At 60.8% G+C, this 16,446-nt stretch carries 18 protein-coding genes; 7 read left to right on the forward strand and 11 right to left on the reverse strand.

Annotated features, from left to right (window positions below; translation table 11 throughout):
• Nucleotides 1-297 precede the first annotated feature (297 nt).
• From SB13_RS08755 to SB13_RS08780, 6 genes are all read left to right on the forward strand, one after another.
• On the forward strand, nt 298-2,514 hold the full coding sequence (locus SB13_RS08755) for a TonB-dependent siderophore receptor (RefSeq protein WP_026739984.1): 2,217 nt from the start codon (nt 298-300) through the stop codon (nt 2,512-2,514).
• A 276-nt stretch (nt 2,515-2,790) separates the two neighbouring features.
• Nucleotides 2,791-3,975 (forward strand): isochorismate synthase, encoded by a 1,185-nt coding sequence (locus SB13_RS08760; RefSeq protein ID WP_026739985.1) that lies wholly within the window; start codon nt 2,791-2,793, stop codon nt 3,973-3,975.
• Nucleotides 3,972-5,600, forward strand: a complete 1,629-nt coding sequence (locus tag SB13_RS08765; RefSeq protein WP_026739986.1) for a (2,3-dihydroxybenzoyl)adenylate synthase — start codon at nt 3,972-3,974, stop codon at nt 5,598-5,600. The genes SB13_RS08760 and SB13_RS08765 overlap by 4 nt, the downstream gene beginning before the upstream one ends.
• A complete protein-coding gene (locus SB13_RS08770) occupies nt 5,600-6,478 on the forward strand; it encodes an isochorismatase (protein WP_026739987.1) in 879 nt (292 codons plus the stop codon). Before SB13_RS08765 ends, SB13_RS08770 begins: the two co-directional genes overlap by 1 nt.
• A complete protein-coding gene (gene dhbA, locus SB13_RS08775; protein WP_026739988.1) occupies nt 6,475-7,233 on the forward strand; it encodes a 2,3-dihydro-2,3-dihydroxybenzoate dehydrogenase in 759 nt (252 codons plus the stop codon). The genes SB13_RS08770 and dhbA overlap by 4 nt, the downstream gene beginning before the upstream one ends.
• Before the next feature lie 71 nt (nt 7,234-7,304).
• Nucleotides 7,305-7,721, forward strand: a complete 417-nt coding sequence (locus SB13_RS08780; RefSeq protein ID WP_026739989.1) for a hotdog fold thioesterase — start codon at nt 7,305-7,307, stop codon at nt 7,719-7,721.
• 1 nt (nt 7,722) lies between these two features.
• On the opposite strand, the gene SB13_RS08785 is transcribed toward SB13_RS08780, so the two are convergent.
• Complete coding sequence (locus tag SB13_RS08785) at nt 7,723-8,298, reverse strand: RBBP9/YdeN family alpha/beta hydrolase (protein WP_026739990.1); 576 nt, start codon at nt 8,296-8,298, stop codon at nt 7,723-7,725.
• A gap of 272 nt (nt 8,299-8,570) precedes the next feature.
• Nucleotides 8,571-9,059 carry a YbaK/prolyl-tRNA synthetase associated domain-containing protein gene (locus SB13_RS08790; RefSeq protein WP_026739991.1) on the reverse strand — a complete coding sequence of 163 codons (489 nt, stop codon included), beginning with the start codon at nt 9,057-9,059 and terminating at the stop codon, nt 8,571-8,573.
• 327 nt (nt 9,060-9,386) lie between these two features.
• Here SB13_RS08790 and ypdK point away from each other — a divergent pair, with 327 nt between their 5' ends.
• Nucleotides 9,387-9,461 carry a membrane protein YpdK gene (gene ypdK / locus SB13_RS18165; RefSeq protein WP_139823924.1) on the forward strand — a complete coding sequence of 25 codons (75 nt, stop codon included), beginning with the start codon at nt 9,387-9,389 and terminating at the stop codon, nt 9,459-9,461.
• A 126-nt stretch (nt 9,462-9,587) separates the two neighbouring features.
• Here ypdK and SB13_RS08795 read toward each other — a convergent pair whose 3' ends face one another.
• Genes SB13_RS08795 through gspF form a run of 9 tightly spaced genes read right to left on the reverse strand, consistent with a single transcriptional unit; the run spans nt 9,588 to nt 16,446 of the window.
• Nucleotides 9,588-10,427 (reverse strand): prepilin peptidase, encoded by an 840-nt coding sequence (locus tag SB13_RS08795; RefSeq protein WP_026739992.1) that lies wholly within the window; start codon nt 10,425-10,427, stop codon nt 9,588-9,590.
• Nucleotides 10,428-10,463: 36 nt separating this feature from the next.
• Nucleotides 10,464-10,958 (reverse strand): type II secretion system protein GspM, encoded by a 495-nt coding sequence (gene gspM / locus SB13_RS08800; RefSeq protein WP_051616510.1) that lies wholly within the window; start codon nt 10,956-10,958, stop codon nt 10,464-10,466.
• On the reverse strand, nt 10,955-12,157 hold the full coding sequence (gene gspL, locus SB13_RS08805; protein WP_026739994.1) for a type II secretion system protein GspL: 1,203 nt from the start codon (nt 12,155-12,157) through the stop codon (nt 10,955-10,957). Before gspL ends, gspM begins: the two co-directional genes overlap by 4 nt.
• Nucleotides 12,154-13,152, reverse strand: coding sequence for a type II secretion system minor pseudopilin GspK (gspK, locus tag SB13_RS08810; protein WP_026739995.1), 999 nt, complete (start codon nt 13,150-13,152; stop codon nt 12,154-12,156). Before gspK ends, gspL begins: the two co-directional genes overlap by 4 nt.
• Nucleotides 13,149-13,859 (reverse strand): type II secretion system minor pseudopilin GspJ, encoded by a 711-nt coding sequence (gene gspJ / locus SB13_RS08815; protein ID WP_026739996.1) that lies wholly within the window; start codon nt 13,857-13,859, stop codon nt 13,149-13,151. Before gspJ ends, gspK begins: the two co-directional genes overlap by 4 nt.
• Entirely contained in the window at nt 13,849-14,235 is a 387-nt protein-coding gene (gspI, locus tag SB13_RS08820) for a type II secretion system minor pseudopilin GspI (RefSeq protein ID WP_026739997.1), read from the reverse strand. Before gspI ends, gspJ begins: the two co-directional genes overlap by 11 nt.
• A complete protein-coding gene (gene gspH, locus SB13_RS08825) occupies nt 14,232-14,747 on the reverse strand; it encodes a type II secretion system minor pseudopilin GspH (protein WP_026739998.1) in 516 nt (171 codons plus the stop codon). Before gspH ends, gspI begins: the two co-directional genes overlap by 4 nt.
• Nucleotides 14,747-15,190, reverse strand: coding sequence for a type II secretion system major pseudopilin GspG (gene gspG / locus SB13_RS08830; protein WP_026739999.1), 444 nt, complete (start codon nt 15,188-15,190; stop codon nt 14,747-14,749). The genes gspH and gspG overlap by 1 nt, the downstream gene beginning before the upstream one ends.
• Nucleotides 15,191-15,219: 29 nt before the next feature.
• A complete protein-coding gene (gene gspF, locus SB13_RS08835; RefSeq protein ID WP_026740000.1) occupies nt 15,220-16,446 on the reverse strand; it encodes a type II secretion system inner membrane protein GspF in 1,227 nt (408 codons plus the stop codon).

Genomic DNA, 16,446 nt, shown 5'->3' on the forward strand with positions numbered 1-16,446 from the left:
TGTTCCGATATCCCCTAACACTTACTTAAGATTATTTACTCAAAACTTAACGTCTGCGGATTACATCACAGAACTGGACATAAAAACGAATAATATTGAGAATCATTTACAGTTGCAATAACATGTAAGCCGAACTTACGTTAAGCCAGGGATTAACGTGGGCTAAAGCCACTAAAAACAAGGGGTTTATCAACTTTTCACCAAAGAGATAGTTAGACGTTTCGGTGATTCGTTGACGCAATGCTTACGAAATCCTTCTTTCTGATGTTTTGCGACAGGTTTTCAAAGGGATAAATCATGTTCACCACCAAAATAAAACCATTAACACAGCTTATTGCTTTTTACGCTAATGGCCGCAGAGCGCCTCTGGTATTGGCCTCTGCGCTCCTGACCCCGACCTTGGCGCAGGCGGCGGATACGCCCTCTAGCGCCGACAGCAATGACACGATGGTGGTCACCGCCACACAGGGAGAGAGCGTCACTGCGCCGCTGCGAGGCATCGTGGCCAAAGCCAGCGCCTCGGGCACCAAGACCGAAACCCCGCTGGTGAAAACGCCGCAGTCGATTTCCGTCGTGACGCGCGACCAGATGGACCAGCAAGCCGTCGGCTCCGTGGCTGACGCGCTGAACTACAGCAGCGGCGTCGTCACCAACTACCGCGGCTCTTCCAACCGCAATGACGAAGTGATCGCCCGCGGGTTCCGGTATGCGCCGAAATTCTTGGATGGCCTGAGCTTCGGCCTGAGCGGTCAGGGTTCATCGCTGGGGAAATTCGATCCCTGGCTGCTGGAACGCGTTGAGCTGGTGCACGGCCCGGCATCGGTGCTCTATGGACAGGTTAATCCCGGAGGACTGATCAGCATGACCAGCAAACGTCCGACGGCTGAAGAGATCCGCAAAATCCAGTTCAGCGCGGGCAACAAGCATCTGGGCGAAGCGGCGTTCGACTTCGGCGGCGCGCTGAACGATGACAAAACCGTGCTCTACCGCCTGAACGGCATCGGCAGTACCCAGCACGAATTCGTCAAAGACTCCAAGCAGGAGCGCGTCGCCATCGCGCCCGCCCTGACCTGGCTGCCGAATCCCGATACTAGCTTCACGCTGCTGACGGCATACCAAAACGACCCGGAGGCGGGCTTCCGCAACTTCCTGCCCGCTTACGGCACGGCGTTCGAGACGGTATCCGGCTATATCCCCTATGACCTGAACGTCAGCGACCCTCACTATCACGAGTCGAAGCGCGAGCTGGGTTCTCTTGGCTATATCTTCGACCACTCGTTCAATGACACGATCTCGTTCCAGCAGAACTTCCGCTATTCCAAGCTGAAGGAGAAATACAAGTATCTGGTGTACACCGTCGGGGGGACGGCGACGGACACCACGATCTCCCGCCGCCAGCAGAAGGAGTACACCAATACCGACGAGCTGGGGCTGGATAACCAGCTGAAAGCCAAATTCGCCACCGGCGACGTCGCGCACACCCTGATCGGCGGGCTGGATTACAAGTGGCAGAAACAGGATTACAACTACTGGCGCAACGGCGGCGATCAGTATGACTTCGACTGGGCTAACCCGGTCTATGGCGGCTCCTGGCTGGTCAGCGACAACGAACTGAGCCTGATGACCAGTACGGTGAAAAAGCTCGATCAGGTGGGGATCTATCTGCAAGACCAGATGGAGTGGGAGCGCTGGAATCTGCTGCTGTCAGGGCGTAACGACTGGAGCGAAGTGCGCACCACTGACCGTGCCGAGTCCACCACCACCCAGCAGAACGACAACAAGTTCACCGGCCGCGCGGCTCTGTTGTATGCCTTCGATAACGGCATTTCCCCGTACATCAGCTACAGCACCTCCTTCGAGCCAAATCTGAGCAGCGGCGCGCCGGGTAGCGATCCGTTCAAGCCCACTACCGGCGAGCAGTCCGAAGTCGGGGTGAAATATCAGGTGCCGGGCAGCGATACGCTGCTGACGCTGTCGCTGTTCGACATCACCCAGAAGAACATCACCTCCTACAACAGCATCACCGGCTACAACGAGCAGATTGGCAAGGTGAAATCGAAAGGGGTGGAAGCGGAAGCGCATACCCAGCTGACTCCGGAAATCAGCCTGATGGGCGCCTACACCTTCACCGATGCGGAAACCCGGGAGAGCAACACCGCCGCTCAGGTGGGAAAGGCACCCGCGTCGATTCCGCGCCACACCGCGTCCGCCTGGGGAACCTATCGATTCCTGGATAGCGCGCTGAAGGGCCTGACGCTGGGCACCGGCGTACGCTACGTCGGCACCAGCTACGGCGATAACGCCGAAAGCTTCAAAGTGCCTCACTACACACTGTTCGATGCGATGGCGCGTTACGAACTGGGTGAAGCCGCCGCCAGCCTGAAAGGCGCGGCCGTGCAGCTCAACGTCAACAATGTGGCTGACAAACACTACGTCGCGTCGTGCAGCAATACGTCCGCCTGCTTCTACGGCTCCGGACGCAGCATCGTCGCCACGGTGAGTTACAGCTGGTAAACGCGATGGCTATGCATCATCGCCGCTAGCACTCCGGCGGACGGCATTTCGCGTCCGCCCATTTTTATTTATTGCCTTGAGAATTCGCCGTAAGGGGCTTTATTCGCGCAGCCCATGTTGACGGCATCTGCGCACGCCATTCATTCGAAACGGCGAATAAATGCGTCCTAACGGGAGGGTTCCGGTGAAGGGACCTGCGATTACCACAGCATAATTTCGACGAAATAAACCTGCCGCGTTATTTCGTTTTTTTGAATCAACTATAAGGAACGGACTGTGTCTACGCTATCTGCCAAGTCTTCCGCGTCGGATATCAGCGACCTACGCCGAGACGACATGCTCTTCCTGTCGCCCACCGCCAGCCTGCATGCTCGCGGCTGTTACTCCACGTTAACCCACCCGGCCGACGACGGCGACGACCTGAACGGCGCATTCCAGCGCCAGATGCGTCAGCTGCTCGAACAGGCGCAGCGCGACGGTCTCGACAATCCGCTGCTGGTTGGCGCGATCCCTTTCGATAAACGTCAGCCGGTTAACCTGCAAATTCCCACGTCGTATCGCTGGATCAAGCGTGATGCGCTGGCGGAACGCCCGGCGGCGGCCTACCCCCGTATTCTCCGTCAGCGGCAAATCCCGGAACAAGAGACCTTCATGCGGATGGTCAGCGCCGGTATCGACGCCACAAAACGCGGCGAGCTGAACAAGATCGTACTCTCCCGCCTGCTGGACATTGAGACCGAGCAGCCGCTCGACACCCTCTCGCTGCTGCTACAGCTTAACCAGCAAAATCCGTGGAGCTACAACTTCCACCTGCCGCTGGCGCAAGGCTGTCTGGTGGGCGCCAGTCCCGAACTGCTGCTGCGCAAACAGGGCACGACGATCGCCTCGCAGCCGCTGGCCGGCTCCAGCCGGCGCAGCAACGATGCCGGCGAAGATCACCGACTGCAGCAGGCGCTGCAAAGTTCCGCCAAGGATCGCTACGAACATCAGCTGGTGATCGAAGAAATGCAGCGCACATTACTGCCGCGCTGTCGCTCATTAACGCTGCCGAAAGAGCCGACGCTCATCAGTACGCCGGTGCTGTGGCATCTGGCCACCCATCTTCAGGCCGAGGTCATCGATCCGCGGGAAAACGCGCTGTCGATGGCCTGCCTGCTGCACCCCACCCCGGCGCTGTGCGGCACGCCGTTCCAGTCGGCCCTGGACCGAATCGGCGAGCTGGAGCCATTTGACCGTCAGCGGTTCGGCGGCATTGTCGGCTGGTGCGATGCTCAGGGCAACGGCGAGNGGGCGGTCACCATTCGCTGCGGCGAGGTGCAAGACAACCGGGTGCGGCTGTTCGCTGGCGCGGGGATCGTGCCGGACTCCCAGCCGCTCTCCGAATGGCAGGAGACCGGCGTCAAACTCAGCACCATGCTGCGCGCCTTCGGGTTACAGCAAGACAGGGAGTACGCCGCATGAACATTGAATTCAACCGCTGGCCGCCCGCGCTAGAGCAACGCTATCGGGCGCGCGGTTACTGGACCGATGTACCGCTGGACGACATTCTGGCGCGGCATAAGGACAGCGACGCCGTGGCCGTCATCTGCGGCGAGCGGCGATTCAGCTATCGACAGATGGATCGACTGGCGTCGCAACTTTCTGCCGCCTTGCGTCAACGCGGCATGCGCAGCGGCAACACCGCGCTGGTGCAGTTGGGAAACATCGCCGAATTTTACATCGTCTATTTCGCGCTGCTGCGCGCCGGTATCGTCCCCGTCAATGCGCTACCCAGCCATCAACGCAGCGAACTTGACTCCTACGCCGACCAGATTGAGCCGACGCTGCTCATCGCGGATCGACGTCACCCACTGTTCGCCGACGACCGTTTCGTCGGTCAGCTGCGTGAGCGCTGCCCAGCGCTCACGCAGGTCGTCTTGCTGGGCGACGACGACGATAACGGGTTGTCCGCGCTGATGAATAACGACATCGACATTTCCACATCGACCCCTACGCCGCCGGATCAGGTCGCATTTTTCCAGCTATCGGGCGGCAGCACCGGCACGCCGAAGCTGATCCCGCGAACCCACAACGACTATTACTACAGCGTACGCGCCAGTGTAGATATTTGCGGCTTCACCGCCGCCACCCGTTACCTGTGCGCGCTGCCCGCAGCGCATAACTATTCGCTCAGTTCGCCGGGCGCGCTGGGCACGTTCTATGCGGGCGGCTGCGTCATACTCGCGCCCGACCCCAGCGCCAGCGGCTGCTTTCCGCTCATCCGTCAACATCAAGCCACCGTCGCCGCGCTGGTGCCGCCGGCGGTCATCCTGTGGCTTGAAGCGGCCGCCTCGGCCGGGGAACGCGCCGCGCTTAACAGCCTGCAACTGCTGCAGGTGGGCGGCGCGCGCCTGAGCGAATCGCTGGCGCGACGCATCCCTGCCGAGTTGGGCTGCCAATTGCAGCAGGTGTTCGGCATGGCGGAAGGGCTGGTGAACTACACTCGACTGGACGACGATGACGCGCACCGCTACGCCACTCAGGGATGCCCAATCAGCCCCGACGACGAAGTCTGGGTAGCCGACGCCGAAGGCAATCCGCTGCCGCCGGGACAGGCGGGAAAACTGATGACGCGCGGCCCCTATACGTTTCGCGGTTATTACCGCAGTCCCGAGCAGAACCGGCAGGCGTTCGACGCTGAGGGTTTTTACTGCTCCGGCGACCGCATTATCCGGCACGCCGACGGCTATCTTCAGGTGGTTGGGCGGGAGAATGACCTTATCAATCGGGGCGGAGAAAAAATCGCCGCCGAGGAGATCGAGAACCTGCTGCTGCGTCACCCGAACGTCATCAATGCCGCGCTGGTCTCCGTGCCGGATGCGCTGATGGGCGAAAAAAGCTGCGCTTTCATCGTCGCCCGTCAGGCACTTAAACCCGTCGAGCTGCGTCGTCATCTGCGTCAGCTAGGCATCGCCGATTACAAGTTGCCCGACCGCGTGGCAACCCTGTCCGCCCTGCCGGAAACCCCGGTCGGAAAAGTCGATAAGAAACGTCTGCGACAGATGGCGCAGGAACGCTTCGCCCCTTCTCAGCAGGAGAATAATTGATGAGTATCCCCAAACTGAACGCCTACCCGCTTCCCACCGCAGAGCAGCTGCCCGTCAACAAAGTGCGCTGGACGCTGGAGCCTCAGCGGGCGGCGCTGCTGATCCACGATATGCAGCAGTATTTCCTGAATTTCTGGGGCGAAGACAGCCCCTTGACGGCACGGGTGGTACAGAACATCGCGCGGTTGAAACAGATCTGCCGCCAGCAGGGCATCCCGGTGTTCTACACGGCGCAGCCGCAGCAGCAGAGCGACAGCGACCGCGCGCTGCTCAACGACATGTGGGGACCGGGCATCAACCAGCATCCCGAACAGCAGAAAATCATCCCGGCGCTGACGCCGGAAACCGGCGATACGGTGTTGGTGAAATGGCGCTATAGCGCGTTTGTGCGTTCCGATTTGGAACAGCAGATGAAGAAAGCCGGACGCGACCAACTGATCATCTGCGGCGTGTACGCCCACATCGGTTGCCTCACGACCGCCAACGACGCCTTTATGCGCGACATCCAGCCGTTCATGGCGGCCGATGCGCTGGCCGATTTTTCGCAGGAAGAGCACATGATGGCATTACGCTACGCCGCCGGACGCTGTGGCCGCGTCGCCACCGTCAATCAGCTGCTGGCGGAGATCGCGCCGGCCCCCGGCTATAGCCGGGAACAGCTACGGGCCGAACTGCTGCCCCTGTTGGATGAAGGCAGCGAAGATCTGGAAGACGATGAAAACCTGCTGGATTACGGTTTGGATTCCGTGCGGATCATGTCGCTGGTCGCGCGCTGGCGTCAGGCCGGACACGATCTGGACTTTGTCGCACTGGTTAAAAACCCCACGATCGCGCACTGGCTGCACCTGTTGACCGAACCGCAGCGGGAGGAAGCATGAGTCTGGAGGCGGAATTCCGCGGCAAGCAGGTCTGGGTGACCGGCGCCGGGCGCGGCATCGGCTATGTCGTCGCCTGCCGTTTCGCGCAGGCGGGCGCCGACGTCACCGGCTTTGACGTCGAATTCGAGGAAGCCGACGCCCCGTTTTTACGCCGCAAACTGGACATCAGCGATGCGGCCGCCGTCGCCGACAACTGTGGCGAGTTGCTGGCGCGCACGCCACGGCTGGACGTGCTGGTGAATGGCGCGGGTATCCTGCGCATGGGCGCGACGGAAACCCTCAGCCAGCAAGATTGGCTGGACTGCATCGGCGTCAACGCGGGCGGCGCTTTCAACCTGTTCCAGGCCACGCTGCCGCAGTTCCAGCGCCAGCGCGCCGGAGCCATCGTCTCCATCGGCTCCAACGCCGCGCACGTGCCGCGCGTCGGTATGGCGGCATATTGCGCGTCCAAAGCCGCGCTGCGCAGCCTGTGCCTGACGGTCGGGCTGGAACTGGCGCCCTACGGCGTGCGCTGCAACCTGATTTCTCCCGGCTCCACCGATACGCCGATGCAGCGCAGTCTCTGGCACGCGCCCGATGCCGAGCAGCGCACCATTGAGGGTTTTCCGGAACAGTACAAGCTCGGGATCCCGCTGCGTAAAATCGCCCGGCCGGAAGACATCGCCGACGCCGTGCTGTTTATGGCCTCATCGCATGCGGGCCATATCACGCTGCAGGATATCGTCATCGACGGCGGCGCGACGCTCGGCGCGTAGGATCATGAGAGCTTAAGGCGGCTCGCCGCCGCTCCGGCGGCGGTTGTCATCAACAGGAGGGGAGAAAACGCATGATCTGGAAGCGAGACGTGACGCTTGAACAGCTCAATCAAATGACGGAAGGGAACATGCTGTCTCATCTGGGGATGGCATTTACCCATCTGGGCGAACGTGTTCTGGAAGCCACGATGCCGGTGGACGATCGCACGCGTCAACCCTTCGGACTGCTGCATGGCGGCGCTTCAGTCGCGCTGGCGGAGTCGCTGGGATCGATGGCCGGCTATCTGTGCAGTGAGCCGGGGGCATGTGTGGTCGGCGTGGAAATTAATGCGAGCCACCTGCGCCCGGTCAGTCAAGGCGAGGTGCGCGGCGTATGCCAGCCGCTGCATCTCGGACAGAAAAATCAGGTTTGGCAAATCGAGGTGTTTACGCCGCAGGGCAAGCTGTGCTGCATCGTTCGGCTCACCACTACGGTGTTGGGGGCGTAGTTCAGGCTTCCAGCGGGATGAGACTTTCCGCAAAATCCGCCAGCCGCTGCAGGCCATATTCCCAGGTTCCGAAACCGGATTCTGCATTGATATGGCCGCCTTCGCCCACATCGACTAACTCACAGCCCCAGGCTTCCGACCAGTGTTTGGCGCGCTCATAGGTCATGAGCGGATCGTTGTGAGTGGCGAAAGCCAGTGCGGGAACATTCAGCCGCTCGGCGCGAATACGCTCTTCTATCTCAAAACGCATTGGCTCCGCCGGCGCGACCAGCATCACGCCCGCAATCCCTTCCATCGCTTCCTGCGCCACGTAGCATGAGGCCAGCGCGCCAAAACTATGGCCGATCAGCAGCGCCGGTTGCTCGCACTCCGCCAGCTCCCGACGAATTGCCAGCGCCCAGCGATCAAGGTCCGCCGGAAACCACTCCTTCTGACTGACGCGACGCCAGAACGGGAAACGCTGATGCCAGTAGCTTTGCCAGTGCTCTTCACCACTGTCGCGCAATCCCGGCACCAGCACCATCTTTATGCGCTGGTCGATTTCCGCCAGCCGCAGGTCCAACTCTGTCGTCTGCATCAGACTTTTTTCTCCCTGTTCATTGACTGCCTGGATGGAGCGACATCGGCGCAGGACAGGCCCGCGCCCCCAGGTTGACGCGCTGTCGTCGTCCGGCGCGCGTGGAGGCTCCAAGTTTTTACAAGTTGATAACAATATAGCTTAAGTTAACAGCCTATCACGGTGATTTGCATTTGTATCGAGGTTATCTGCATCAAATTTTGCGCTCCGTCACACGGCATCTGGCGTTCCAGCGGAGGCGCGAGTACGGCATTTTCACCCGTCTCAACGGACTACAACCGGATGAATTCCAGCTCGCGCGGCTCGGCGATGCGCTGATAATCCTGTGTGTTTAATATCAGCGAACGCTCCAGGGATCCGGCGTTGAACGCCAGCTCATCGAAACGGGAAAACAGGTGTGGATCGGCCACCAAGAGCAGATCGGGATGGAAGCTAAACGGCGGAATAGCGCCGAATACGCAGCGCGTCAGTATCTCCACTTCAGCCGGACTGGCGAGCGAAGCGCGGGTGCCGCCCAGCCCTTGAGCCAGCCGCTGCAAATCCGCCTGACAATCGGCAGGCAGCACCGCCAGAACGTGCTGGCGTAAACCATTGCCCTTGACGTGACATACCAGCGCTTTCGCGCCCTGCCCCAGCGCCGTACCGCGCTGGGCGGCGACCTCTTCCGAGCGTCCGGCGCTGGCATGTTCGACAACCCGATAGCGCGCCTGTCCCTGATCGAGCCGTGCGCATAATTGCGAGAAAATTGAAGGTGTTTGCATCGGTTTTCCTGTCTCCGTTATCTCATCAACCCGCACACAGAATAAACGCGCAGATGGCGAAGTGGCAAAGATCCGTGCGATCGCACTCGATTTCCGCATTCTGCCGGGTATACCTCTTGAATTCCTCCCCATACCCAGCGTAGATTGGGCGCCGGTAAAATACGGCCCCACAGCCATGCCGTCATCTCCGACCAGAAAGCGCCTCAGCCTGACTCATCGGGCGATCGTTTATCTGCATAATGGACAACTCATGCGCATCATAGCGATACCATCATCATAACGATGCAATCATCATCGCGACACGGTGGTTGCTGGAGAGAATAATCAGTGAAGTACTTCTTTATTGCGGTTTCATTTATTTTGGTTCTATGGATTGGAACTTTTATGCTGATGGTGAACTGATTCGGCCCCACGACCGAGCACACTATCGCCACCGGGTAAAAAACATCCCTTTCAGTGCCAATGACAGGCTGACGGATCGTCCCTCAGCCTGATAAGCCCCGCCGAGGCCTAAAGCCGGGCGGCGCGCTATCCTACCGCGTTCAAGACCAGACCAATGGCGCCAGCCAGCGCCAGCCAAGGGCCGAAGGCCAGCGAGGCCTGTAGACTGCCGCCGCGAATCAACCGCCATAACAGCGTCAATGCCAGTCCGGCCAGCGACGCGATCAGCACGACATTCGGCAAGCTGGCCCATCCCAGCCACGCCCCCAGCGCGGCCAACAGCTTAAAGTCACCGTAACCCAGCGCCTCTTTGCCGGAAAACCAGCGAAAAGCCCAATATACCAGCCACAAGGACAGGTATCCCGCAATGGCGCCCACGACCGCCTGCGACAGCGGCACGAACGCACCGTCAACATTGAATAACAGTCCGGCCCATAACAGCGGTAACGTCAGCACATCCGGCAACAGACGGGTATGGATATCCACCATCGCCAATGTCAGCAGAACGCTGAATAGCACCAGAGCGCCCAGTAACGCTTCTCCCGGCGGCCACAGCAACCCCGCCAGTAGAAAGAGGAGTCCGCCCATCAGCTCCGTCAGCGGATAACGCCCGGAAATCGGCTGCCCGCAGCAGTGCGAACGCCCGCGCAGCCATAGCCAGCTCAGCAACGGGACGTTGTCTCTAAGGCGCAACGGCTGGCGACAGCGTGGACAAGATGACGGCGGCCAGCAGAGATCGTAACGCTCGCCGGGCTCCGGTTCGTCCATCTCCAGCGTTCGGCAAGCCTCTTGCCGCCAGCGTCGCGCCAGCATCTCCGGCAGCCGATGGATCACGACATTCAAAAAACTGCCGACAATCAGCCCCAGCAGCACCAGCGCCGCCAGCCACACCAGGGGAAATGAACCGGCAAACGCAGCTAACTCCATGAGCGTTTTTCCTTTTTTCAGGGGAAAATGAAAGCGTTAAGGCAACCGCTCCATCGACAGCTTGTTGACGGCAACAATACCCGAGTGGTCTGTCTGCGCGGCCACCTCAAGCTCTTGTGTCACCACGCCGTTTTTCTGTTCCAGCTCCGCCAGCCAGCGCATCAGGGTGGCGAAATCGCAGGGGGACAGCGTCAGCATAATGCGTTCATCCTGCGGCTGAAGACGCTGGATGGTAATGCCGCTGTGGGCGGCGCTTTGGGGGATCAATTCCGTCAGATTGATCTCGCGCCCTTCGACTTCGCGAGGCTGCGCGCCGGGCGGCGGCAGCCTGGACTCCTGCTGGCGCATCCACATCACCGCCTGTCGTTCGCGCTCGGCGGCCTGACGCCAGCGCAGCCCCTGCTGATGCCAGGGCTGCCACAGCAGACTGTAAATCAACCACACCAGCAACAGTCCGGCGGCTATCGCCAGTAAAAGGCGCTCTCGCGGCTGCATCCCCAGCCAGCGCTGCTGCAATAACATCATGTTCATAGCTTGCTCCTTAGCACCAATTGACCTTCCGTGTGATCCCGCTCTTGCTTCATTTCTCCCGGCGGGATGTCGTAGTAGGCGGACGCCTGCTGACGAAACTGCTCCATTTGTACAAACGAGGCCGCGCGTAGCTGCAGCCGCAGCTCGCCCCGTCGGCGATCGTACCCCAGCGTGATCAGCTGCAGCCCATCATGGCGGGCCACCAGCTGTTGCAAACGCCCAACATGCGCCGCCAGCGACGCCGCCGGATTGCCGCTTCCTGCGGCCCGGAGGCGCTGCTGCATCTGAGCACGCGGATTAACGACCACTTTGTCGTCAGGAAACAGCGCCCGGTAGACCCGGACGCTTTCTTCCCGCCAGAAGGCGGACTGCCGATAAAGCTGATAGTGATCCCACAGGCTGCTGCCTGTCAGCGCCAGCAGGTAAAGGCCAGCGGCGGCAATCACGCCGCGCCAGGGGGCGACAGCCTCGCGCCACGGCTCGCCGACGGCGAAGTCGCCCTGGCGAAGATCCGCGCCCGGCATAGCGGGGGCATGCGCGGCCATCGTCATCAGCGACGCCTCCGGCAGCGCTCGCCAGTTTTCCACGTCCGCCGGGAGCGAACTGTAGCTATAAATCACGGGCCGGGCGTCGTGACTGTCCAGCAGCGTTTGACACCACGCCTCTTCGGCCGCCATGCCCGCGCCAATCGCCGTTCTGAATAGCCATGTCTGCCGATGAAGCACCGCGCTCCAGCCCTCTTCCGCCAGCGTCAACGCCAACACGTCCGGCAGAATGGCGTCGATGTGAACACCGATGGACTGGCACTGCGCCACCCAGCGCGCCATCAGCGTTTTTTGCATCACCGCCACCGTGAAACGCTCTCCCTGCCGGGCGACGACCGCGAAATGCAGCTGCTCGATATCCGACGCCAGCTGCTCTTCCAACATAAACGGAATAGCCTGCCGCCAGTGGCGTTGCGTGCGGCGCGGCAGCGTTACCGTGTGAAACGCCATCGCCGTCGCGGGCGCCCAAATCCGGGCGGCGCTCACCGGATAGCGCACCAGTTCGGCGTGCAATTGGTCCAACGTCCCGACGCCCTGCGTCAGGATGTGAAAAGGCGAAGAGGTTGCGATTAACCATTCAACCTGAAGGTCGTCCTCTGCGCCCAGGCGCAAGGTCAAGTACCGAATCTCGCCGGCCGGCGTCCTATTACTCATTGGTTCATCGTCCTGTATCCCCCGTACTGCCGTTGTATGACATCTATGCGCCGCTTATGGCGATGAAACAAACTACGCTGATAGAACGCGCCCTCTTCTCCCTGAATGCGGACGTCGCCGAAAAACCAGTCGCTTTTGACCGCCAGCGCCTGACGAATATTGCTTTTTCCGGACTCCGGCAGCTGCGGCAGCCCCATAAAGGCATCCACGTTTTGCCAGCCTTTCGCAGGGCGCAGCGCCAATACGCGCTCCGCCTCCTCCGGGCTGAGTTTCCCCATCAGCAGCGCGGACAGCAGCGGCGCCTGCTGTGGCGTCAATGAATTGATATTAATGGTGAATTTATCGACTGGCAGTACGCACACGTAGGGCAGCAACCGGCGATAGAGGTCTGCATCCACCCCGTTGATCGCGCGCAGTTCGGATACATCCGCCATCGGCTGATTCGCTGGCAAATAGCGCGGGTAAGCGTCCTCTTCGGCCCCGCCGGCCCGCGGCTCGCTGTCTTCGTCCAGCCAGTCTCGCACGGCGGCGGTGACCGCATCCGCCCGCTCGCCTTTCTCGCCAAGCACCACGATCAATTGTTTGAAAACCTGCGCGGCATAAGGCGTTTTATCGGACGCCTTCGCCGTCGAGATCGTTCCTGACGTTCTGACGTTTTTAGGACGCGGTTGCAGGGCATTCAAATTTAAACAGGTCGACCCGTCGTGAATCTGCCCAACCATTTCCCGTCCGTCGTCCAGCCTCTGCCTGTCGACACGCGACCACGGCTGTCCAATGAAGGTGATTTTCGGCGAATCTTGCCCGTCACGCTGCAGGACGCTGCCCATCAGCGCCTCTGCGCCCAGCGCGTACCAATGAGCCTGCGTTCGGGTCAACAGGCTATCGGTGCGCTGATAAGCCGTGCCGGTATGCTCCGCGACCGACGTCGCCACAATGACCATCAGCGCCAGCATCAGCAGCACGACCAACAACGCCATTCCCCGTTGTCGTTTCATTGGCTGTCCTCCGATGCGCCGTCGCCAGACGACGACGTCGTGTCTGCATCCGTATCGTCTGACTGATCGCTCCCGGCCTCTTCCAGCTCTCGGTCATTCTCTTTCGCCTCCGGATCCTCCTGCTTCGGCAGGAGGAACAGGCGCGTGATCTCGCCGTAATCACGCAGATTGACCGTCACCGAAACCCCTTGCGGCAGCCGATCAGGATCGTCCCAGCGATCCTGCCAGCCGCCTTCAGAGAAGAAACTCAGCGTGAAACCGTCAACCTGAGTCAGCAGCGGACGGATCGCCATTTCCTGTCTGGGCAATGGCTGCGGGGAGTCGAAAAACAGGCGCTCCAGCGTGCCATGACGCAGGCGATATCCCACCCGCTGCAGCTCGGAACGAGGCAGAATGCCCAGCGGATTCAACCAGCCGCTGCGTATGAAACTGGCGGCGCCATCTTCGCTTTCGATGCCATTGCGCTGGGCGAATAATCCCGGTTCGGCGGTTTCGCTGCGTCGCGGCGTTATTTGGGTGAAATCGCGTTCCATCAGTGTAAAGGCGCGCTGCAACTCTTCGAGTCGTGCGCTTTTACGCGTAGACAGTTCGTCTTGACGCATCACTCCATTCAGAACCGATGAGACGCTGAGGCTTAGCGCGGCGAACACCACCAGCGCCAGCATCATCTCCAGCAGCGTGAACCCCCGAGAGGCGTTAATTCTCATCACCGTCATCCTCTACCGGCTGCGGTAAATCGCTGCGTAATATTGCCGCTGGCGTGGCGTCATGACTTCCGTGGCGCACTTCGACATCCACTGCGCGTACGCTGTCGACACCGGTATCAATGCCCCGATAACGCCAGTACCACGTCGATCCCGCGAATATCACGCGGCCGTCGGTCCAAGTGGTCGACGGCCACTGTTTTTCCAGCCGTAGCGCGGTCAGCTGATTTTCGGCGATCCATACGGCAAAGGTTTTCTCTTCCAGCCGCCCCAGCGTACTGGCCTGCTGCGCGGTGGTCTTCAATATGGCCAGTCCCGCCAGTGCGAACACTACCAGTGCCACCAGCACTTCCAGCAGCGTCATGCCCCGTTGCTTCATTGCCCGCGCCCCTCCGCCGAGGAGGTGTGGATCGCGCCGTTCCCGTCAACCTCCAGCCAAGCGCCGTCCCCCTCGCCTTGCCGAAATTCAAGGCGGAAAGGCGTGATCTCGCCGCCCGGCAAGATCAGAACGGTCGGCGACGCCTGTTTTGAGGTCACGCCCTGATCCACCTCGCCATCCTTCCACTGCGCGGTGAAGGCCAGTCGGATGTCAGCGGGCAGTGTGATGGGCGGAGAACTTGGCTGCCACTGGTAGGCCTCCGGCGCAGACGCGTCAGCGGGTTCCAGCACCGCGAGTTGCCAGCCGCGCGGCGCAAGATAGAATCCCAGTACACGATCGTTCTGTTGACTGTCGGCCACCGCGCGCTCCAGCTGCGCCCGAAAGCGCGCCATCTGCCACTGCGCATCCCGCGGCTTTTGCTGTGGAAACGCCATCATCACCAGCGTGGCCGAGACGCCGGCCAGCAACACCACCAGCATCATTTCCAGCAGGGTGAACCCGCGCTGACGCATCACGGATTCGCGCTGTGCGCCCCATTGCCGATATTCCAGTTGCCGATGTCGTCTTCACTGTCCGGCATGCCGTCCGGGCCGTAGGAGAACACGTCGATACGGCCATGGTTGCCGGGACTCAGCAACTGATAGTCGGCGCCCCACGGGTCTTGCGGCAGACGGCGAATATAGCCATCCTGCGCGTAATTGCGTGGTTCGGGCTGCGTGCTCGGTTTTTTCACCAGCGCAGACAGGCCTTGCTCCGTCGTGGGGTAGCGGCTGTTGTCCAGCTTGTACATATCCAGCGCGCTCTCGAGCGCCACGATATCGCTGACGGCTTTCTGTCGGTCGGCCTTTTCTTTATTTCCCATCAGATTGGGCACCACCAGGCTGGCCAATACGCCGAGAATAACGATCACCACCATGATTTCTAACAGGGTAAATCCCCGCTGACGTTGTTCCATTTTATTGTTTCCTTTGACGTTATTCGAAATTACATACTCATAAGCGTGTTCAATTGCAGAATCGGCTGGAGAATGGCCAGCACGATGAAGAGCACGACGCCCGCCATCGTGACGACCAGCAGCGGCTCAAAGAGTCCCAGCGCCAACGTGACCTGCGCGCTGAATTCGCGATCCTGATTGTCGGCCGCACGCACCAGCATGGCGTCGAGATCGCCGCTGCGTTCGCCGCTGGCGATCATGTGTCGCATCATCGGGGGAAACAGCGACGTCTGCTGTAACGCCTGATGCAAACTCACGCCTTCGCGTACCGCCTCCGTCGCGTGCGTGAGCCGTTGACGGGCATCGTCATTACTCAGCACATCGCCACTGATACGCATTGCCTGCAACAGCGGCACGGCGCTGGCGTTGAGGATGCTGAGCGTGCGGGCGTAGCGCGCGGTGTTAAGTCCGCGCAACACGCGCCCGACGACCGGCAGCCGCAAGAGAAAACGGTGGAAAGGCAGCCGATATTTTTCCTGTCGCAGCAGCCAGCGTCCTGCCACCATCCCCAGCGCCAACAGCAGCAGCACCCACGGGCCGCCGACACGTACCGCGTCGCTGATCCCCATCAGCAGCCGCGTGGAAAAAGGGAGTGCCTGCTTCATATGAACGAACTGGTCCACGACTTTAGGCACCACGGCGGAAAGTAAGATGCACACCACCGCGATGGCGACCAGCGTCAGAACGCAGGGATAGATCATCGCCTGTTGAATGCGGCTGCGCATCTGCTGACGCTGCTCGGTGTAGTCCNCCAGCCGATTGAGGACGATATCCAGATGGCCGGAGGCTTCGCCCGCCGCCACCATCGCACAGTACAGACGCTCAAAACTGCCGGGAAAGCTGCTGAGCGCCTCCGCCAGCGAGTGTCCTTCAACGACTTTGGCCCGCACGGCCGCCATTAACGTGCGCAGCGCGGCCTTCTCGCTCTGCTCAGCCACCGCCGCCAGCGCTTCTTCCAGCGGCAAGGCCGCGGCGACCAACGTCGCCAGCTGTCTGGTCAGCAGCGCCAGATCGCTGGCTCCGATGCGTTGAGACCGCCGCAGCGTAAAGAATCCACCGTCCCCGGACGACCTCGTATCGCGCTGCGCTTCCAGCGTCAACGCTACCAGCCCTTTCTCGCGCAGCAGTTGTCTGGCCTGCCGCGCCGAGTCGGCCTCCTGAACGCCGCGGCTACGTTTCCCCTGCGCGTTTAGCGCCTGATAGTGAAACAGCGCCAT

The organism is Lonsdalea quercina subsp. quercina, from assembly GCF_000688695.1.
GTDB classification, from domain to species: Bacteria; Pseudomonadota; Gammaproteobacteria; order Enterobacterales; family Enterobacteriaceae; genus Lonsdalea; species Lonsdalea quercina_D.